The sequence below is a fragment of the Larkinella rosea genome (genome assembly GCF_003858635.1).
GTDB classification, from domain to species: domain Bacteria; phylum Bacteroidota; class Bacteroidia; order Cytophagales; family Spirosomataceae; genus Larkinella; species Larkinella rosea.
The window spans coordinates 66746-86317 of the sequence record NZ_RQJO01000017.1; the positions used below are offsets into that span (position 1 = coordinate 66746).

General features: G+C 52.1%; 10 protein-coding genes. All 10 read right to left on the reverse strand.

Features of this window, described 5'->3' with window-relative positions; all coding sequences use genetic code 11:
• Position 1: 1 nt before the first annotated feature.
• Positions 2 to 1063, reverse strand: coding sequence for an aldose 1-epimerase family protein (locus EHT25_RS31570; RefSeq protein WP_124879454.1), 1062 nt, complete (start codon positions 1061 to 1063; stop codon positions 2 to 4).
• A 107-nt stretch (positions 1064 to 1170) separates the two neighbouring features.
• A complete protein-coding gene (locus EHT25_RS31575) occupies positions 1171 to 1962 on the reverse strand; it encodes a 3-keto-disaccharide hydrolase (protein ID WP_124879455.1) in 792 nt (263 codons plus the stop codon).
• A gap of 94 nt (positions 1963 to 2056) precedes the next feature.
• On the reverse strand, positions 2057 to 4750 hold the full coding sequence (locus EHT25_RS31580; protein ID WP_124879456.1) for a c-type cytochrome: 2694 nt from the start codon (positions 4748 to 4750) through the stop codon (positions 2057 to 2059).
• Between the two features lie 19 nt (positions 4751 to 4769).
• Positions 4770 to 5738: a hypothetical protein gene (locus EHT25_RS31585; RefSeq protein ID WP_124879457.1), complete on the reverse strand. Its 969-nt coding sequence runs from the start codon at positions 5736 to 5738 to the stop codon at positions 4770 to 4772.
• A 106-nt stretch (positions 5739 to 5844) separates the two neighbouring features.
• Positions 5845 to 7350, reverse strand: coding sequence for a RagB/SusD family nutrient uptake outer membrane protein (locus EHT25_RS31590; protein ID WP_124879458.1), 1506 nt, complete (start codon positions 7348 to 7350; stop codon positions 5845 to 5847).
• 38 nt (positions 7351 to 7388) lie between these two features.
• Positions 7389 to 10580, reverse strand: a complete 3192-nt coding sequence (locus EHT25_RS31595) for a SusC/RagA family TonB-linked outer membrane protein (protein ID WP_229311869.1) — start codon at positions 10578 to 10580, stop codon at positions 7389 to 7391.
• A gap of 308 nt (positions 10581 to 10888) precedes the next feature.
• On the reverse strand, positions 10889 to 12322 hold the full coding sequence (locus tag EHT25_RS31600) for a DUF1501 domain-containing protein (protein WP_124879459.1): 1434 nt from the start codon (positions 12320 to 12322) through the stop codon (positions 10889 to 10891).
• Positions 12323 to 12342: 20 nt separating this feature from the next.
• Positions 12343 to 14703, reverse strand: a complete 2361-nt coding sequence (locus EHT25_RS31605; protein ID WP_229311870.1) for a DUF1549 domain-containing protein — start codon at positions 14701 to 14703, stop codon at positions 12343 to 12345.
• Positions 14704 to 14859: 156 nt separating this feature from the next.
• Positions 14860 to 16353 (reverse strand): RagB/SusD family nutrient uptake outer membrane protein, encoded by a 1494-nt coding sequence (locus EHT25_RS31610; protein WP_124879460.1) that lies wholly within the window; start codon positions 16351 to 16353, stop codon positions 14860 to 14862.
• Positions 16354 to 16364: 11 nt separating this feature from the next.
• Positions 16365 to 19493: a SusC/RagA family TonB-linked outer membrane protein gene (locus EHT25_RS31615; RefSeq protein ID WP_124879461.1), complete on the reverse strand. Its 3129-nt coding sequence runs from the start codon at positions 19491 to 19493 to the stop codon at positions 16365 to 16367.
• Positions 19494 to 19572: the final 79 nt, after the last annotated feature.

Here is a 19572-nt window from a genome sequence, read left to right on the forward strand (position 1 = left end):
TTTAGTCAGCCAAATTTAAAAAATGTTCGATTTTATCGGTGGTATTCAGGATTTCAAGTTCCACATTGTAACTGCGGCTTTCGCCCGGCGCCAGAAAAATCAGTTCGTTCAACTCCCGGGCTTTGGCCTGTCCCATCGGTGGATGGGTGCCGGGTTCGATGCCCGTCACGTATTCGCCCGCGCCCCAGTGCTGCCAGTTGGTCAGCCAGGGAAGCTGCGATTTCTGAAACCGCATCGCCAGCGCAAAACCGAGCTGGGCGTTGTACAAACCGGCCGTACAGGTTCCGCTGTCGTCCGGGGTGGCGTCGATAATGGCGACTTCTTCCCCAAAACCGCTGTGGCTTTCCAGCGGAGCCGGGCATTTCCGGAAGTTATTCCCTTCCACAAAAATAAAATTCTCCTGATCGGGATGCCGGGGTTGCCAGGGGCCTTTCCAGATCAGATCAGTTCCTTCGTCGACCAGCGGCCAGCCAAAATTGAAATGGTACAGCAGCATGTGCGGAGCGGGCGTGTTGGCCCGGTTGATCACCTCGTCGTGAATCCGGATGGTCGGCTGCCCAAGCGTGCCGGAAATCGTCCGTCGTAATTCCAGACTCGGACCGAAAACCCGCGTCTGGCGAATTATCCCGGTGATGCTCATGTCCATCTTGCCGATGGCCGGATCAGGCTGAATGATGGATTCGATTTCGGCCGGAATGTTGCTGATTTCACCGTGCAAACCGCGCTCGCCGTAGGCATCCGATTCAGGACCGCCCACGTGCGTGAGGCCACAGGTAACCAGCAAACCGCCGTTGAACGTACGAAGCCAGTCGATTCCTTTATCCGAAAACGGCTGCGGAGGGGTAATGCCGGAATGGCTCAGCCAGGCCAAACCGTATTGGTTATAAAACGCATCGGCGATGTCCATCGCCCGGTCGATCACCACTTTGTAACGCAATCCGGTACCGGTATTGATCCAGGCAATGCGTGTACCGCGTCCGGCGCCGTTGTCCAGCACAGCGGTTTCGATTCCGCCCCATTGCGCCGGGTGAGAAAGTTTGGTATGCCAGTTTGGTTGTGTCAAATCTGTTTAAAGTTTACGGTTTACCGTTTTCAGTTTTCGGGAGCTGACGCATTTCTGTTCATGCGTCAGCTCCCGAAAACCGTAAACGGTAAACCGGACACCGTAACTTATTTTATTTCTTTCAGCAACAGATTGCGGTATTGCACCTTCATCGGCGGGCCGACGTGCACCTGAACGCCCAGCATTCCTTTGGCGGCTCCGTTAACCGTGTCTTCGTCGGTTACTTCACTCATCAGGATACCGTTGATGTAATGCTGCAGTTTGTTGCCTTTCACGATCAGGTGGAACGTGTTCCAGTCGTCGCTTTTAATAAAAGCCTTCAACGAGTCCGAACTACCCAATGAACCGGTTACGGTCAGGCCATTCCAGGCATTCCGGCTGACGTTGGCCCGAATGCCTTCCGGAGTTGCCGGACCCGTGTAGGGCTTGATGGTGGTTTTCTGCCCCCGGTACGCCAGCGTCGTCCGCTTGCGTTCCTCGTAATTCTGACCCGTGTAGTTTTTCTTGCCGTCGATGTCAGCCTGATAGCCCCGGAGTGCGAAGGGAATGTCGGTCAGTTGTTCACTGCGGTAATTGATACCGGAGTTACCACTTTCAGTAATGTTAAATTCACCTTTGAGCTCGAAATCAGCCGGTTGGCCGCCTTTCCAGATGATAAAATTGTTGGTTTTGAGGAGGGTTGTTGGGGTAATTTCACCGACCAGATTACCGTTTTCGGCCCGCCAGTACGTCGGGTCGGCGTCCCAGCCTTTCAGGGATTTTCCGTCAAATATTTTTACGTAGCCTTCTTTTTTTTCCTGCTTCGTCTGACCCACCGAAACCGTCGCTAAACCGCCGGTTAACAATGTTGTCAATGCCAGTCCGGTGGCAAGAAATTTAACATCTGATTTTTTCAGCATGGCATTTTCGATTTTTAACACTTGGACTATTTTCTACCAAAACGCAAAATCCCTGATTCCTCATGTAACGGAAGAACCAGGGATTTTGGTCAATTTATTTATCGCCTTTTGATGCTCCGCTACCGCCTTTGTACACAGCGTTATCCGGGTTTCCGCCCGCTTTCAGGAATGCCATCAGATCTTTCAATTCCTCCGGATTCAGCGAGTTGATCAGGCCCGGCAGCATGATCGATTCCGTCGAAAACTTGGTAGAAGTTACATCTTTCTTCGGAAGTTTCCGGGTTTGATCCGTAGCAAACGGGTTCTGGGAAATCGTATAATTCACTTTATCCTCAGAAAGCTGGCGACCGACAACCGATTGCCCGTTTTTCAGGTAGTAAATGGTGGACGCATACTGGTCCGAAACCGCTTTGTTCGGGTTGATGATGGCGTCCAGAATATCTTTGTTTGAAAACCGGGTACCGAGTTGCGTCAAATCCGGACCTACATCACCTCCTGAGCCCTGAACGGAGTGACAACGACTACAGAGAATGGCACCATAGATTTTTTTGCCTTCCTCAAAATTACGTCCTTTCAGATCTTCACCAACGGCAGCAACGGCATCGTCTAACTGCCAGCGCCGACCGGGGCCTTTGGGCGCATAGCCCATCGACAGGTCATTACCTGACGATGTGAGCAATTCGGCACCAGACATTTTGTTATACTTGTCAAACTGGTCTTTAGGAACATGGGCCAATGCCAGTTTGCGGGCGCGGTCAATAAAACCAACGTAACTACGGCCACCCTGGTATTTGAACGCATTTCCGAACCAGGTGAAGTATTTGTTCCGCAGTTCGGGCGTCCAGCCGGTTTCTTCGCGGCTCAGCATCACGGCGTAGTAGGTCTGTTGCAGTGGCGGTACTTTTTCCAGCATTTTGGCAATGTCCAGACCATACTGCGGGTTGCGCAGAATCAAATCGGAAGATGCCGTTGAAGGTGTCAGATTAAGATCGGCCATGCCCGGTTCTTCTTTCTTTTCCATCAATGCCAGTGTTTTGGACACAACACCCGGCGCTTCCAGGTAGATCAGCACTTTACTCAGTCCCCGGTTCAACAAGGCGGTTTTGGCCGGATAATACGGATTCAAATAAGCAATTACTTTGGCTTTGTCGGCGTCGGCAGGGGCGCCCATCCGAAGGAAAATCAGCTCAAAAGCCCGCAGCACATCGAATTGCTGCGATTCCGGCAGTTGAGCAAAGTTAATTTTCAACAGCGTATTGATGGCTCCGCTTTTTACGGATTCGCTGCCTTGCCGGGCCAGGGCTACGATGGCCTGCGTTGCGCGCTGCGGATTGGTTTCGGCCAGTGCCTTATCTTGCCACTGAGCGACCGGCTGATGTTCCACAGCAATCCGGGCCGCGTAACGGACAAACCGGTCGGGGTGGTTCAAATTCGGCCAGGCAGCGGCTAAAGCCGCCGGATTGGGCTCCAGGTGGTATTGTTCCAGACTGGTCCGCAGTTTATGCTCGGCTGTGATGTTGGGCGTCAAAGGTGCGGTTGACGTCGACTCGGAACCGTTGTAATAAACCCGGTACAGATCCGATTCCAGTCGACGACCACCGACCAGGAAGTACATGGCACCGTCGGGACCGATCGAACCGTCCGTCAGCGGCAGGGGAGAGCCCGAAATAAATTCTTCGCGTTCGCCTTCGTAGGTCGCGCCTTTTGGTTTGAGGTGAATCGAGTAAATAATCCCGAAACTCCAGTCAAACGCGTACAGCGACTGGCGGTATTTTTGGGGAAACTTCGCATTTGAGCCGTAAAAAACGTTGGTCGGGGAGCCCTGGCCAATGTTCACCAGGGGAGGTAAATTGTCCGGATTGCCGGGCAACCATTTGCTGTTCCCCGTGCGCCAGCCAAATTCGGCTCCGCTCGGAACGTGGCAAATGCGGGTCGGACGATACCAGGGGGTACCAAAATCCCACTCCATGTCGGAATCGTAGGTGAACATGTCCCCGTTTTCGTTAAAAGCCACGTCGAACTCGTTCCGGAAACCGGCTCCGATCAGTTCCCAGCGTTTTCCTTCGGGGTCGATATTGGCGACCCAGCCACCCGGCGCCATCCGGTCGTTGGCATGGCCACGAGGATCTTTGATCAACGGAAACAGGTTGTCTTCTTTCCAGTTAGAGGGCAACCGGTAAGCATCCATCTGGGGAACGTCCGTGTGGTTACCGGCAACCACATAAAGCGATTTTTTATCCGGGGACAACACAACGCTGTGTGGTCCGTGTTCTCCTTCGCCTTTCAATTCCCGGAGCAAGGTAACCTTATCGTATTGGTCGTCACCGTCCGAATCCTGCAGGCGGTATAAACCGCTGGACTTCGGAAAACGGGGATTAGACCGGTTATTGACCATTACATAAAGGCTATTGAATGCATAGAGCAATCCCTGGGCATAGCCCATTCCCAACGTATCCTTGCCAACGCTCAATTTCTCAACGGTGGGTTTGGTCGAGCCGGAACCGATCTTCGGAATAGTCAGTCGGAATAGACCGCCGTATTGATCGGAGCAAATCATACGACCTTTGTCGTCAAACGTCATCGAAACCCAGGAACCCTGGTTATTTTCGGAGGGACTGTACAAATGTTCTGCCTTAAAACCGGGCAGCAGTTTTAGCTTGTCGACTTTCGGACTTTCGGCCCCCTGGCGGTTCGTTTCCGGATACCGTAAGGTCACCCAGGATGCTCCGACCAAAACAAGAGCCGAGACCGATAACACGAGTTTGGCTGCGTTGAAGCGTGAAAACATAAGAAAATTAGATAAAGGTTTAATTAAGTACTGTTACTATTTGTCCGAAGACCACCGGTAACGATCCGGTTTTTATCTTAAAATCGTTTTGGCTGACTGTCCCGACTGATTCCCGGAATACGAACCGGTTCGGCCAGTCCGGCCGGAAGTAATGTATTTTCTTCCCCCTGAACTGCGCATACTTTTCATTTCTTCGTACAGCCTCGCCAATAAAGCCATTTCGGCGGGATGTCGTAACCTGTACTGTCAGGGTATTTTCACCCGGTTTCGGGAATTTGGTCACATCAAGTTGATAAGGCGCAAAGAGCCTTTTTCCTACTGACTTGCCATAAACGGATACATTCGCTGTAAAAAATACTTTGCCCAAAGCCACGCCGTAATGCATCGCCGGATCAACGGTTTTCTGGGTGAAAGAAGCCGAATAAACGCTTTCGTCGGACTTGTATGTCCGTTGATCGTTTCCGGACGCATACCGCTCCATCCAACCGTAAGGTGATACTTCGTAGCTGTCGTTTCCGGTTGCGGTCTTTATGTTATCGTTTTCGGGAAGGAGGTAATCGTAGGTTTTGTCAACGATCATCGGATCGAGGTGATCGATGACGTAGTTTGTTTTGGATGAAGCAATGAACGACGGATTTCCGACGGTCGGAATCGACCCGGCGACAACAATCCGCCCATTTATGTCGGCAGGAGCCTGCCAGCGAGCTTTCGGGTTCGTACCTATCGTGAGGGGTTGCACTTCAACACCGGCAAAACCGTTGTCGGCCAGTACTTTAATTGTGCGCCGGAGTTCCTCGCTCGTGATGGCGTTGCCGGGTAACCACCAGCGGGTAAAGGGGCCAAATGCCCGGGGCGCTTTTTGAAACGTGGCGGCATCGAAGTCAAAATACGGAAACCATTCGCTGGACTCAGCCGACGCGTTCGGTTCCGGCCCGCAGGCTAAACCGGCCAGACTGACCAACCTAATGACTAACGTACGTTTCTTCATAAAACCAGGTGAGCAACTCGAAATCGTATTTGTCAGCGCTACGCAAAGCGGCTAAAAAGAATAAAAACCCGACCGGTTTTCGGAAAAACCGGTCGGGGTAAGGTCATTAAAAATTAGGCGTCAAAGCCGCTTCAACGGCTGGCAGACCATAGTAGTCGTCCAGAACCGTAAAGGCGTTTGGTGGCGGAACCGCCCCTTTCGGGAAATAGTAGTCCAGCGGATTGGCCTTCACTTTCGCACCGTACGCACCGATGATTTCCTTCACACGGCCCGTCCGGGTCAAATCAAACCAGCGTTTGTTTTCGAAAGCCAGTTCAACGCGTCTTTCCTTAAAGATGGCTTCCCGCATGGTAGCCTGCGACGTAGCCGTGGTAGCGGCCAGACCGGCCCGGGCCCGTACCTGATTCAGATAGGTAGCTGCGTCGGCGGTTTTTCCCTGCTCGTTCAAGGCTTCTGCCAGGAACAGCAGTACTTCCGCATAGCGGTAAACCGGCCAGTTCTGGCCCGTGTTGTTGTGCAGCGAGTGCGGCCGAACGTATTTTTTGATGTACGGATACACCTTGTTGTCCCGCAGACTCTGGCTGAGGGTTACGTAACCAATGGAGATATCCTTCCGTTTATCGCCGGTTTCATAGGCCGCAATCAGGTCCGGTGTCGGAATGTTGTTACTCTCCTGCGAGGTAGGCTGCGCATTCGAAGTTCCGGTAAACGGTTGCAACTCAGCCGCGGTGATCGGCGAAGGCATGAAGCGGTACATCTGGTTACCGTTGTAGCCCGCAGATCCTTCCATATACTGAATTTCAAAAATCGACTCCTGGTTGTTCTTGTTGGTAGCCGTGAACGAAAAGGCATTGTTGTAATCAGGCATCAACATATAACCGTCGTTAGCCACAACATCCTTCAGCACGGTTTCTGCCTGAGCCCATTTTTTCTGGGTGATGTATAGGTTTGCCAGCAGCGTTTTAGCCGCACCCGAGGTGGCGCGTCCGGCTTCCTGTTTCGCTTTATTCAACAGGCCTTTGCTAGCGTCTGTCGCGTCTTTTTCAATTTGCGCGTAGACCTGATCGGCCGTTGCCAGCGGTGAAGCCGCATCTTCGCGACTGGTAACCGGCGTTAAGTGCAGTGGAACTTTACCAAACAGGCGGATCAGATCAAAATAAGCAAAGGCCCGCAGGAACTGAGCCTGTCCTTTCAAATTGTTTTTGGAGTCAGCTCCAAAATTGACTGCGTCAATGGTCGTTAGAATCTGATTGGCTCGCGCAATGATCTGGTAATTAAGGCGATACTGCACCAGCACGTTATCGTTGGCCGTTACACCGTTAGCCGTTGGAACCGCAAAATCGGCAACGTTCTCCGTGGCATCAACGGCACCATACAGTGTGTTCCGACCATAGTAGGTATTATCGGAGTGCATCTCCTCCAACACCCAGGCCCGCTCGTTAAACATCTGCCGAAGCGGTGCATAGGCCGCATTGACAGCCTGCTGGAAGTCAGCTTCCTTGCTGAAAAAAGTGGCCGAACTCAGAGCGGTTTCGGGCACAACGACTAAGAAATCCTTGCAACTGCTTAAGACAAAAGCCATAAGCCCGGCTGCGATGTATTTTGTTTTCATTCCTGATCAGAATTAAATAGTTTAAAAATCGGCCAGACTTAGAAATTCAGGTTGATGCCCAGCGTGTAGGTACGTGGAACCGGGTAGCTGGAGAAGTCAACCCCCTGGCTCAGGTTACCACCATCGCCATTTCCATCACCTTGTGCACTGGTTTCCGGGTTTGGTCCACCGGTGTATTTCGTGAATACATACACCTGTTGGATGGAAGCGTAGAGACGAGCCGATTTAAAGAATTTGTTGATCGCACCGATGTTGTAACCCAGCGTGATGTTTTTGATCGTGAAGAACGAGGCATCGGCCAGGAATTGCGTACTGTTCCAGTCGCGTTCGATACCGGTAAAGTTACCGCCGTTATTGGTGGCGCCAAACATGCCGGCACCCGGCGTGATGACGGTCGTAGCCACGCCCGCTGCGTTGTTTTGGACCCGGAAACGATCTTTCACACCTGCAACCATGTTGAAAACCGCATCGAGGTTGGCCGTGCTGTAGAGGTGGCGAACCCAGAGTTGGTTACCGTATGAACCCGATCCTACGACGGAGAAATCCCAGTTTCCGTACGTCAGGGTGTTGGTAATCCCGTAAAGGAATTTCGGGAAGGGCGTGCCAATGATGGTGCGGTCATCGGCATCACCACCGTACGTAATTACGCCGTCGCCGTTCACATCTTTCATTTTGATCGTACCAATGGCCGAGCGACCCGGAATGATCGGTGAGTTTTTCAGCTCTTCCGCGTTTTGGTAGTACCCTTCCTTGATCAAACCGTAGAACTGGCCGAACGGCTGACCCACCTGCGTAATGTGGAACGAACCGTATACGCGGTCGATGCCCGGAGCCAGCGAAACCACCTTGTTCCGGTTGAACGAAATGTTGGCGTTGGTCGTCCATTTCAGTTTGCCTTCCGTGTTACGGGTTGTCAGAGCGAATTCGTGGCCCCAGAATTTAATCTCACCGATGTTATCGTTGAAGTTACCAAAACCGGCTTCCTGTGGAATCTGTACGGCGTACAACAGGTTGGTAGTCCGTTTCGAATAGTAGTCATACGTGAACTGAATCCGGTCGTTGAGAATACCCAGGTCTAAGCCTAAGTCAAGCTGTTTGGTCGTTTCCCAACCCAGGTTGTTGTTCGCCAGGGAGGTTACCGCGGCACCCGTGGCTACGGTACTACCAAAAACCGAGTTGACGGTGTTGTTCACCAGCGCGTATTGGGTGTAGTTACCGATGTTGTTGTTACCGATTACCCCGTAGCTGGCCCGCAGTTTAGCAAAAGACACCTGTGAGATACTTTTTACGAAATCTTCATCCGAAATAACCCAGCCAGCGGATACCGACGGGAACGTACCCCAGCGGTTGGCCGAACCGAACCGCGAAGAACCGTCCGTCCGGATTGCGGCCGTCAGCAGGTATTTTCCTTTGTAGTTATACGACAAACGCGACAGATACGACGTCAGTGTCCATTCGTTCACGCCATTGGTCGTACCACCCCGGTTGATGTTCAGCGCGCCCTGGATTGTTGGCAGCCGGTCGTCGGCGTAGGTGTCGGCCTGAATTCGGGAGAATTCCTGGTGGTACCGCTGGTTCGTAAAACCGCCCAGCAATTCGAAGTTGTGCTCGCCGAAAGACCGCGAGTAGGTAGCCGTATTTTCGTTCAGCCAACCTACGTTCTCCAGACTTTGACGGATCGAAACGGCCGTGGTTGGAATCGGAACGTTGATTGCGCTCGTAGCCGTCGACGGGTTGAAGAAGAAAAACTTGTTGTTTTCAAACTCGACGTTGATTGTCGATTTCAGGTTCAGACCTTTGATCGGGCTATATTGAATGTACGCATTGCTCAGGATCTTGGTCTGTTTGGTTTCGTTGACCAGTTCCTTGGCGGCCCGTACCCAGTTCGGATAAGCAAAGATGTTCCCCGTACTGCCCGGGAACTGGTTAAACTTGGTCAATTCACCGTTTGCATCGTAAATCGGCATCACCGGCCAGGTGTGCAAAGCGTTGAAAAGAATACCGGTTCCGCGGTCACCGTCGGTACGGGGCGTGTTATCGAAAACATATTGCGGAGCCACGTTAAAGCCAACCCGGACTTTTTCAGAGATGTCGTAATCCGTATTCATCCGAAGGGAATAGCGGTTGTATTTGGTATTCAAAACCACCCCTTCCTGATTGAAGACCCCGGCAACAATCGACGTTCTGGATTTTTCCGTGTTCGATGAAATACTCAGGTTGTAGCTCTGAATGGGAGCTTTCCGCAGCAGGGCGCCATACCAGTCGTTGTTTTTTCCTTCGTATTGTGAAGGATTCTGGAATTCGACCGGAACCGCCTGGCCCTGATCTTCGTAGTATTCTTTTTTGAACTGCGCAAATTCAACGGCGTTCAGCATTTTAACCCGGCCTTTTTCCGGAACCTGCTGCATGCCGTAATAGGCGTTGAAACTGACGCTGGTCTGACCCGCTTTTCCGCGCTTGGTCGTCACCAGCACAACGCCGTTGGCAGCCCGTGAACCGTACAGCGAGGTTGAAGAGGCATCTTTCAATACCGTAATTTCCTCAATTTCATCGGGGTTGATGGCACCAATGCTACCGGTAATCGGAAAACCATCGACTACGTACAGCGGATCGCTACCGGCCGAAACCGATAACTGGCCCCGAATCCGGACCGACATCCCCTGACCGGGTTTCCCCGTCGTCTGGTTGATTTGAACCCCCGCCAGACGCCCCTGTAATTTCTGAGTCACCTGCGAAACCGGAATGTCTTTCAGTTCCTTTGCGGATACGGTTTGAACGGCACCGGTTACTTCTTTTTTCAACTGGCTACCGTAACCGACCACGACCACTTCCGACAGCGTCTGGTCATCGGGCTTCATTTTGATCGTCAGGTTGGTTTGCGAGCCAACGGTAATTTCCTGTTTCAGGTAACCCACGGAGCTGAAAACCAAAACCGCCCGTTCGCTGGTAACAGAAATTTTGAATTTACCCTGGGCATCGGTCGTGGTTCCCTGGCTGGAGCCTTTCACAACGACGTTGACACCGGGCAGGCCGGAACCGGATTCGTCGGTTACTGTTCCGGTAACATCGGCCAGAACGGCCGGGGCATTGGTTGTTGGCTTGTTCTTACTGACATCACCATCGGTATTGGCCCAAACGGTGCTGGTTACTAAACTCACTAACAGACACGGAACCAGCATCTGTTTTACATAAAATCGGGGATCACCCAATGGAGTAATACATCTTTTCATAATCGAGAAGGTAAATAGTTTAAGAAAATGAACGCCCCACGTTGACGTGGAGGTGAGGCCCTGACGATTCTGACATCCTGGACTCGTTTTCATTGTTTTGACTTAGAGCATGTTTGAGATTTGGTTAAGTTTCACTTACGACGTTAAGGTGGTGCTTTTAGGAATAATAAAAATCAAACCTGAAGCTTGCACGGATGCATTAAATGCATGAGCAAACTACAAGTTATTATCAAATTAGTTCAATTTACGGAGAGGTAAGGCAATAACTATCCTTTACTCTGCTGTTTTTTGCAAAAAAGAGCGTTTTTTTAGGATAATAAGTCCATAACGGCTTTTCCCTTGCCGTCAGGCGTCGTGTAGAAGGGGCGTTTTTCGATTTCGTATTGGGTGTCCGGCGCAATGCCCAGCGCGTGGTAGATGGTCTGGTGGATGCCGTCGATTTTTACCGGATTTTCGATGGATTTACACGGGCGTTCGTCAGCGGTTTTTCCGTACACAAACCCGCGCTTGATCCCCCCGCCAAACATCAGCACCGAGGCACCGTCGGTAAAGTGACGGTGCATTCCGTAAAACTTCATGTCCGACAGAATGTCCGGCTGGTTCACCTGTTCTTTTACTTTCTCGCCCGGACGACCTTCGACCATCATGTCGCGGCTGAATTCGCTGGCGAGAATGATCATCGTCCGATCCAGGTGACCGGTTTTGTCCAGATCCGCCACGAGTTGGGCCACCGGGCCGTCGATCAGTTTCTTCATGTCCACCATCCGCGTATGGCCGTTTTCGTGGGTGTCAAACCCTTTGAACGGTTCGTATTCGGTGGTCACACTGATAAACCGCGCGCCCTGTTCGGTCAACCGGCGGGCCAGCAGACAGCCCAGGCCAAACTTACCGGTATTGTAGATATCGTAGCTTTCTTTCGGCTCCGTACTCAGGTCAAAGACCTTTGCTTCGGGCGAATTTAGAAGCATATAGGCCTGCTCCATCGAACGTTTGAGCGATTCTTTCTGGTAGTCGCTGCCAAACTCACCGATCGGGCTGTTGCTCACCAGGTCGTTGTATAGCTGGTTCCGACGTTCAAACCGGCTCGAATTCATCCCCACCGGCGGACGCACGCTTTCCAGTCCCTGACTGGGGTCGGGGATAAAGAAAGGACCAAATTCATTGCCCAGAAAACCGGCGGTGTGGAAGGCCTTCAACTCTTCGGCTTCGCCCACCGTAAACCGCTGACCAATGTCGATAAACGCCGGAATAACCGGGTTTTTCGGCCCGAGTTCCTTGGCAATCCAGGAGCCAATGTGCGGAGCGGCAACGGTTTGAGGTGGTTCGTAACAGGTATGCCAGTGGTATTGGTGCCGCGAATGCAGAATAAAGCCCAGATCGGCCGAAACATACGACCGGATCAGCGTTCCCTTGTCCATCACTTTCCCGATGGACTGAAGTCCTTCCGAAAAATGAATGCCGTCCAAAACCGTTGGAGCCGATTTGAACGTACTCAGAACCCGGTTTCCTTCCATACCGGTTTCGAAAGGGGTATACCGCTTCGGATCGAAGGTTTCGGTATGGGCCATGCCCCCGGCCATCCAGAGCAGAATAACCGTGTCGGCAGTACCGTCGGTCTGACCGATTTTCTTGGTTTTACAGCCTGACAGGAGACTGGCCATGGGAGCGCTCGCTGCTAAAGCCGCCATCGTGGCGGCACTTGTTTTTTGCAGAAATTCCCGTCTGTTCCAGGTGCTTTTCATGGTTGTATTATCTTGAATAATTAATTAATCAATTGAAATTCAGGGTGCAGGCTGATGGCCCACACCAGATCCTGGATGCCTTCAATGCTCGGCTTCTTGCCGACAATTTTCTCGGCAACGGCCAGTTCCTTGGGTTGCGGCTCGCGTCCCAGGGCTTTTCGATACAACTCCTTCACGATCAGATCCGAAGTCGGGTACTTGGCTTTCCAGATGATGGCCCCATTTTTCAGCGCGGTGTTAAACTTGGCCCCGTTGGTCAGTTCGAGCGCTTGCAGGAGGTTGGCCTGGGAAGTCCGGCTGGTACTGACGGTTTCACGATTCGGACGACCCAGAGCGGTCAGGAACGGGTCGTTTTTCACGAGCGATGCCCGTGGGAACGGAATTTCCTGCTTGATGGTTTCGGGCAGGAGTTTGGTCGCCAGCGACGTATCGCCATAAACCGGGTTAAAGACAATGCTGACGGCGTCGGCAAACTGTTCGGCCGACAACCGACGGCGCACCATGCCTTCAAACACGTAGGTCGGAGCCGTCAGCAAGGCTGGGTCTTTCACGCTGATCGAGGGTAACTGATACGTTTTCGACGTCAGGATGGTTGTCATCAATCGCTTGATGTTGTAGCCATTGGCCGTGAAATCGGATGCCAGCCAGTCGAGCAGATCCTGGCTCCAGGGTTCGTTGTCCATCATATCGACGGGCTCGACCAGGCCACGGCCCAGCAATTGTGCCCAGATGCGGTTTACGAGCGTCCGGTAAAGCCGTCCATCTTTCGGTTGTACCATGAACTCCGCCAGTTGGCGAAGCCGTTCGGGCGTCGGTGCTTCGCCGTTGATTGTTCCCAGTTCCTTGAACAGAATCCGGCGTCCGGCCATTTTGCCGGTCGGTTTGTCGCAACGGTGAATTTCCAGCGTCGTATCGGAAAATACGTTGGCAAAGGCGTAGGAGTCGGCCAGTTTCCAGTCGCTGATGAAACTGTCGTGGCAGGATGCACATTTCAGGTTCAGTCCTAACAAGACCTGCGCCACGTTCTGAGCGGCCTGCATTTCAGTACTTTGGCTCGAATTAATGGTTCCGCGCCACTTGATGCCTTTGATAAATCCGGCCGATTCTTCGGTCGGGCTCACCAGCTCGCGTACAAACTGGTTGTACGGTTTATTATTTTTCAGTGACGCATACAGCCACTTCGTGATGTCGAACCGGCCTTTGGTGATGTAACCGGTGCCGGAATAATCATTGCGCAGCGCGTCATTCCAGAACGTGAGCCAGTGCTGGGCGTAATCTTCGTTGCGATTCAGCAATTCAGTTACCAGAATTTCGCGTTTGTTCGGGCGCGGATCGGCCGTAAAAGCCTGAATCTGTTCGGGAGTCGGCAACAATCCTATCACGTCCAGGTACACCCGACGAATGTAGGTATGATCGTTCACCACGGTTTTCCAGGCAATTTTATTCTTCTGGAAGTATACGTTAACAAACCGGTCGATCGGGTTGGTCAGGTCGCCGGTTGCCGCCGGAATTGCGGGCAGACGAGGTTCCAGAGCGGCTACGCGGTAAATGCTTTTTTCGGCACCACTGGGCCAGGGGGCACCTTGTTTGATCCAGAATTCGAGCACGGCGATTTCTTTTTCCGTGAGCCGTTTGCCTTTTGTCGGCATGGCGTCGTCGTGACCCGCCGGGAGTTTAACCCGCCGAATCATATCACTGTCTTCGGGGTGACCGGCTTTCAGAATCGGGCCGTTTTCACCCCCTTTGAAAAGGAGTTCTTTCTTGTCCAGCCGCAGTTCGCCCTTCGTTTTGGTGGCGCTGTGGCAACTGTAGCAGTTGTGGGCCAGAATGGACCGGACTTCCAGGTTCAGGTCCTCAATCTGCTTGGGATTCAGGGGTTGATTCGTAGTACTGATGAAGGCAAGGTTAGGATTGGGTGCCGAAGGCGATTCCTTTTCGCTCCCAAATGGCAAAACACTGGTCAGGTAATCTTCGCCGTGCGTTAACAAAGCGCCGTAATGACCGGCAATGGTTACGCCAAAAACCGTCAGAAAAAGCAGCGTCCGATACAACGCCTGACGACCGGAGCGCAGTGCAAAAACCGTAATCAGGGCGAGCGCCATGGTGGCAAGTCCTGACCACTGGTGGACAGTTACGGTTTGGCCGCCGTATTCCTCCTGGTTAATCAAAATAAGTCCGAAGGCTGCGGCAATCACCGAACTGATGGCGCCGATCCAGACCAGGGCGGTAATACCGGCCCGCATATCGTTCGATTTCCGGGACCAGCCGATGATTTCAAGCAACAGAGCCACACAAAGCAGACCGACCGGAAAATGGACGATCAGCGGATGCAGACGACCCAAAAACTGCCAAAGCCAAAAAGATTCTGTTAAAACGGTCACTGGTTATGTTGGGTTGTATGGGGTTGAAAAAAGGGTTACGGTTTGCGGTATTCAGTTTACGGTGGTGGAAGCATTCTGTTCCTGCGCCAGCCAACCGTAAACCAAAAACCGCATACCGTAAACTACTCTTTAAATTAAACGAACCAACACCGGTTTTTAGTAGCCCGGATTTTGGGTTAATTTACTACTGATCAGGATTTGTGGGGCCGGAATTGGAAGGTAATACTCGTTGTCCGTATACACATAATCCAGTGCGTTGAAGGCAATTCCTCCCCGGTCGACAGTCGGTTTCGCTTTTTCTTTCGCACCATACGCATTCATGAAAGCCGTTAGCTCGGCGGGCGTTTTGGTTCTGCGCAAATCGAACCAGCGGTGGTTTTCAAAAGCCAGTTCCACTCGGCGTTCTTTCATAATGGCATCGCGAAGGGCCACTTTGTCCAGCCCCGCAACGGCTGCCAGACCGGCCCGTTTCCGAACCTGATTCAGGTAATCAAAAACCTCAGCCGATGGGCCGGTCGCTTCATTGATCGATTCCGCCAGCATCAGCAAGACGTCGGCATACCGCAACACCGGCCAGTTGTTATCCGTCCGACCGGTAATGGTGTGCGGATACGTAAACTTGATGATATACGGAATATTAACGACCGTTCCGTTCAAGGTATAGCTGGTTTTCAGAGAAACATCTTTGCGCAGGTCGCCCGGTTCATAAGCCGCAATCATGTCGTTGGTTGGAATGTTCCGTCCGCCCGGCGTGGTGTTGGCAAAACCGGTAACGGCTCCGGCCGACAACCGGGGTGCAAAGGTGTAGGCAAAAGAACTCCACTCGCCAAGGTCATTACCGCCCTGAAACTGAATTTCAAAGATGGATTCGGGACCATTCTTTTTCGCCGGATTGAAGTTGTCGGCATACAGCGGGTTCAGCGTATAACCGGTAACCTGCTTCAGCGTGGTGACGGCATCGGCGTATTTCTTCTGCGTCAGATAGGTTTTACCCAATAAACTCAACGCAGCCCCTTTGGTCACCCGTCCGGCCTGAGATGTCGGGTAGGAAGCGGGAAGCACTGCTACAGCTTCTTTCAGATCTTTTTCAATCTGGGCCCACACTTCGGTTTGTGGAGAACGCGTCAGGTCAAAAGCCGCATCCGGTTTGTCGAGGGTTTTGGTCACCAGCACAACGTCGCCAAAGTATTGGACCAGATTAAAGTAGGCATACGCTCTGATAAACTTCAGCTGACCTTCGATGGGGGCTTTTACAGCCGCGTCGACCGAACTTCCCGCCATTTTCTCCAGCGTATAGTTGATGTTGTACATCATGGAATAATACTGATTCCAGACGTTGGCAATCTCCCCATTTCCCTGGTTGACGGTCGAAAATTCGAACGCTTCCCAACCGGCCGCACCCCCGCGGTCGAGCGGGTTGAAATCGAGGGTCGTGTTGTCCGACGGAAACTCCTGAAAGATGTAAGCCGATGTCGTAATGGTCTGTAATTGACCATATACCCCGTTCAAAGCCTGCAACAATTGGGTTTCAGTTTTGTAAAAGAGGTCGGAGCCGATCCGGGTTGGGTCGGTCGTCACCAGCATATCATCTTTGCACGAAAACTGAGCAAGACAAAAAAGAATTGTACCTATTGCGGTTATTTTTTTCATGTCTGATTCGATTAGAAGTTTAATTTGATACCCGCAGCGAATGTTCTCGGAATGGGATACGACTCGTCGTCGTTGTTTAGTTCGGTTCCACCGCGCACCCCGGCATCCGGGTTGTTACCCGGGTATTTCGTGAACATGAGCAAGTTGTTACCCGTTATGAAAATCCGTGCATCGCTCAGGATGGATTTCACTTTCGGCAGGTTGTAACCGATGGTGACGGTTTTCAGCCACATGTAGCTACCATCATAGACATACCGTTCGCTGCTTTCGCGTGACCATTTAAAGTAGCTGGTACCCCCCTGCGAGTTTTTCGCGTTTGGATTCGAGCCTGGATTTTCCGGTGACCGCCAGCGGTCTTTGGCTTTGTCCAACACGTTGAACACACCGTCCATGTTCATCGTCGATGCCTCGATGTTCCGATACACGTCGAAGTTCTGCGCACCCACGAACATCACGTTCAGGTCAAACCGCTTGTAATCGGCGGCAAAAGTCCAGGCCCAGGTAAAGGCCGGATTCGGATTGCCGATTTCCACCATGTCCTGCGTATCGTAGGTAATCACGCCGTCGCCGTTGGTATCCGCGAATTTCATGGCACCCGGAATGGCTCCGTCCTGCTTCGGCCAGGCATCGATTTCGGCCTGGGTATTGAAAATGCCCATCTTCTTGTAGCCGTAGATCATCCCGATCGGGCGTCCCACTTTCTGAACGTTGTAACCGCCGTAGAAACTACCGTAGTACAGCATGTCATTGGCTCCTTTGATGGCCAGGATTTTACTGCGGTTGAAGGTAATGTTGGCGTTGGTCCGGAAGTTGACCGGCCCGATGTTGGTGCGGAAATCAGCCCCGATTTCAAGCCCTTTGTTTTGCACTTTTCCGATGTTGGCCAAGCTGGTCGTAAAACCGGATACGGCTGGAATCGAAATCGGCAGCAGCATGTCGTTGGTAATCTTTTTGTAGTACTCCAGGTTCAGCGTCAGCTTGTTGTTGAACAAAGCCAGGTCCATACCGATATCCAACTGGTTCGATTTTTCCCATTTCAGCTCCGAGTTGGCAAACGAGCTAACGACTTTGCCGGCGGCAAACGCATTGCCCAGGATGTAGTTGTTGGCACCTACGAACGCCAAACTCGGGTAGTTACCGATGTCGTTGTTCCCCGTCACCCCGAAGCTGGCGCGGAGTTTCAGGTCGGAGAGCCAGTTCGTTTTGGGCATGAACGACTCTTCCGAAATCCGCCAGCCCACCGAGGCCGCCGGGAAATTACCGTATTTGTTTTTAGCCCCAAACCGCGAGCTGCCTTCGCGACGGAACGAAGCCGACAGCAGGTATTTGTCCTTGTACGAGTAGTTGGCCCGGGCCAGGGCGGCCAGGTTAACCCAACCAAATTCGTAAGATGTCGACGAACGAATGGAAGCGGATCCTAAGAAGGGAACCAGATCATCAGGGAATGTATTACCTGAACCGGTAAATCCGCGCACGCGCTCCTGCTGAGCCGTGTAACCCACCAGGAAATCCAGGTTGTGCTGATCACCGATTTTTGGATTGTACGTCAACAACTGATCCAACGAATAATTGACCAGTTCTTCCGTATTATCCGTTTCAGTCGCAATCCGCGGAGGAGCACCCGCTGTACCTGACGCTACCGACAAACCGATCGTCGACGGGACGTATTCCTTGTACGTATTGTTGTTCAGCTTGATGTTGGCCGACGTTCTGAACTTGAAATCTTTCAGGAACGAGACTTCGACAAACGCATTGGTCAACAGATCGGCGATGCTTCTTCTGCGCAGCACATTTTCCAGAACGTACAGGGGGTTCGGGAAACCGAATACGCCGTCGACCCCATTGCTATACGGCTTCAGGCTTCCGTCTGCATTGTAAGGCGTATCCCGTGGATCCATCAATAACGCACCACCCAGCAACGCACTCCGGCCGTCGGTATTGGCCAGATTTTGACGGGTATAGGTGCCGTTGATATTCAAACCCACATTGATGAACTTGTTGACCTGACCACCGAGGTTGGAACGAATCGAAAACCGGTCATAATTCGTTTTCTTGACGGTTCCGTTTTCCTTGTAATACCCTGCCGAAATCATGGCTTTCAGCGGCCCCTGACCGGAGGTAATGTTCAGGTTAGCGTCGGTATACGGAGCATTATCGTTTAGAATCAATCCGTACCAGTCGGTCGAATACTTGGTTTGCTCCGGATAGCGAAAACCGATGGGCACTTCGTCGAGTGTCGGCTCCCGTTTTTGCAAAATACGGATCTGATCTTCAAAAATCTCTTTCTTAAACTGGGCAAATTCCACCCCGTTCAGCATTTTCACCCGTCGGGTCATGGGCAGCGACTGAATACCGTAATCCAGCGAAAAACCTACATTGGTTTTACCTTCCTTCGCATTTTTGGTCGTAATCAAAACGACCCCGTTAGAACCTCTGGCTCCGTAAATAGCCGTCGAAGCGGCATCTTTCAACACCGAGATGCTTTCGATGTCATTCGGGTTCAGGTTCTGGCCGACGGATGTTCCTACGGCAAAACCGTCGATAACGTACAATGGGTTACTACCGGCACCCAGCGAACCGACACCCCGCACGCGCACTTCAAAGGCACCACCTGGCGTACCACTTTTCGTTTTGACAACGACCCCCGCAGCGCGACCCTGCAACATCTGGTTCATGTTGTTGGCCGGTTGCTCGCCGATGTCTTTCATGTTGATAACCGAAACCGCGGAGGTAATATCCTGTTTCCGTTGCGAACCGTACCCCACAACGACCACTTCTTCGAGGGCTTTGTTGTCGGCGGCTAACTGAACATCGATCCGGGTCTGGTTGCCCACAATCACTTCTTTAGAGACATAGCCCACGAACGAAAAAATCAGGGTGGCATTGTTTTCCGGTACATCCATCCGGTACGTTCCTTCGGCATTGGTCGACGTTCCCCGGGTGGTCCCTTTCAGAACCACGCTGACACCGGGCAGACCTTCTCCTTTTTCGTCTTTGACACTGCCGGTAATCGTCCGGTCGAGGGGGGCATTTTCGCGGGCATACAGGCTCGTGGCAGCCAGTATGGACAGGCAGAGCAGCAGGAGCGATGCTCGGATGAAGCTACCCGGGATGGGTATGAGTTGTAAGGGTTTTTTCATTGTTTTTTAGTTAAACGATAGAATAACGGTTATTTTTCCAGTTTGTCAATGGACACTTTGAAAGGCCGATTGAGCGAAA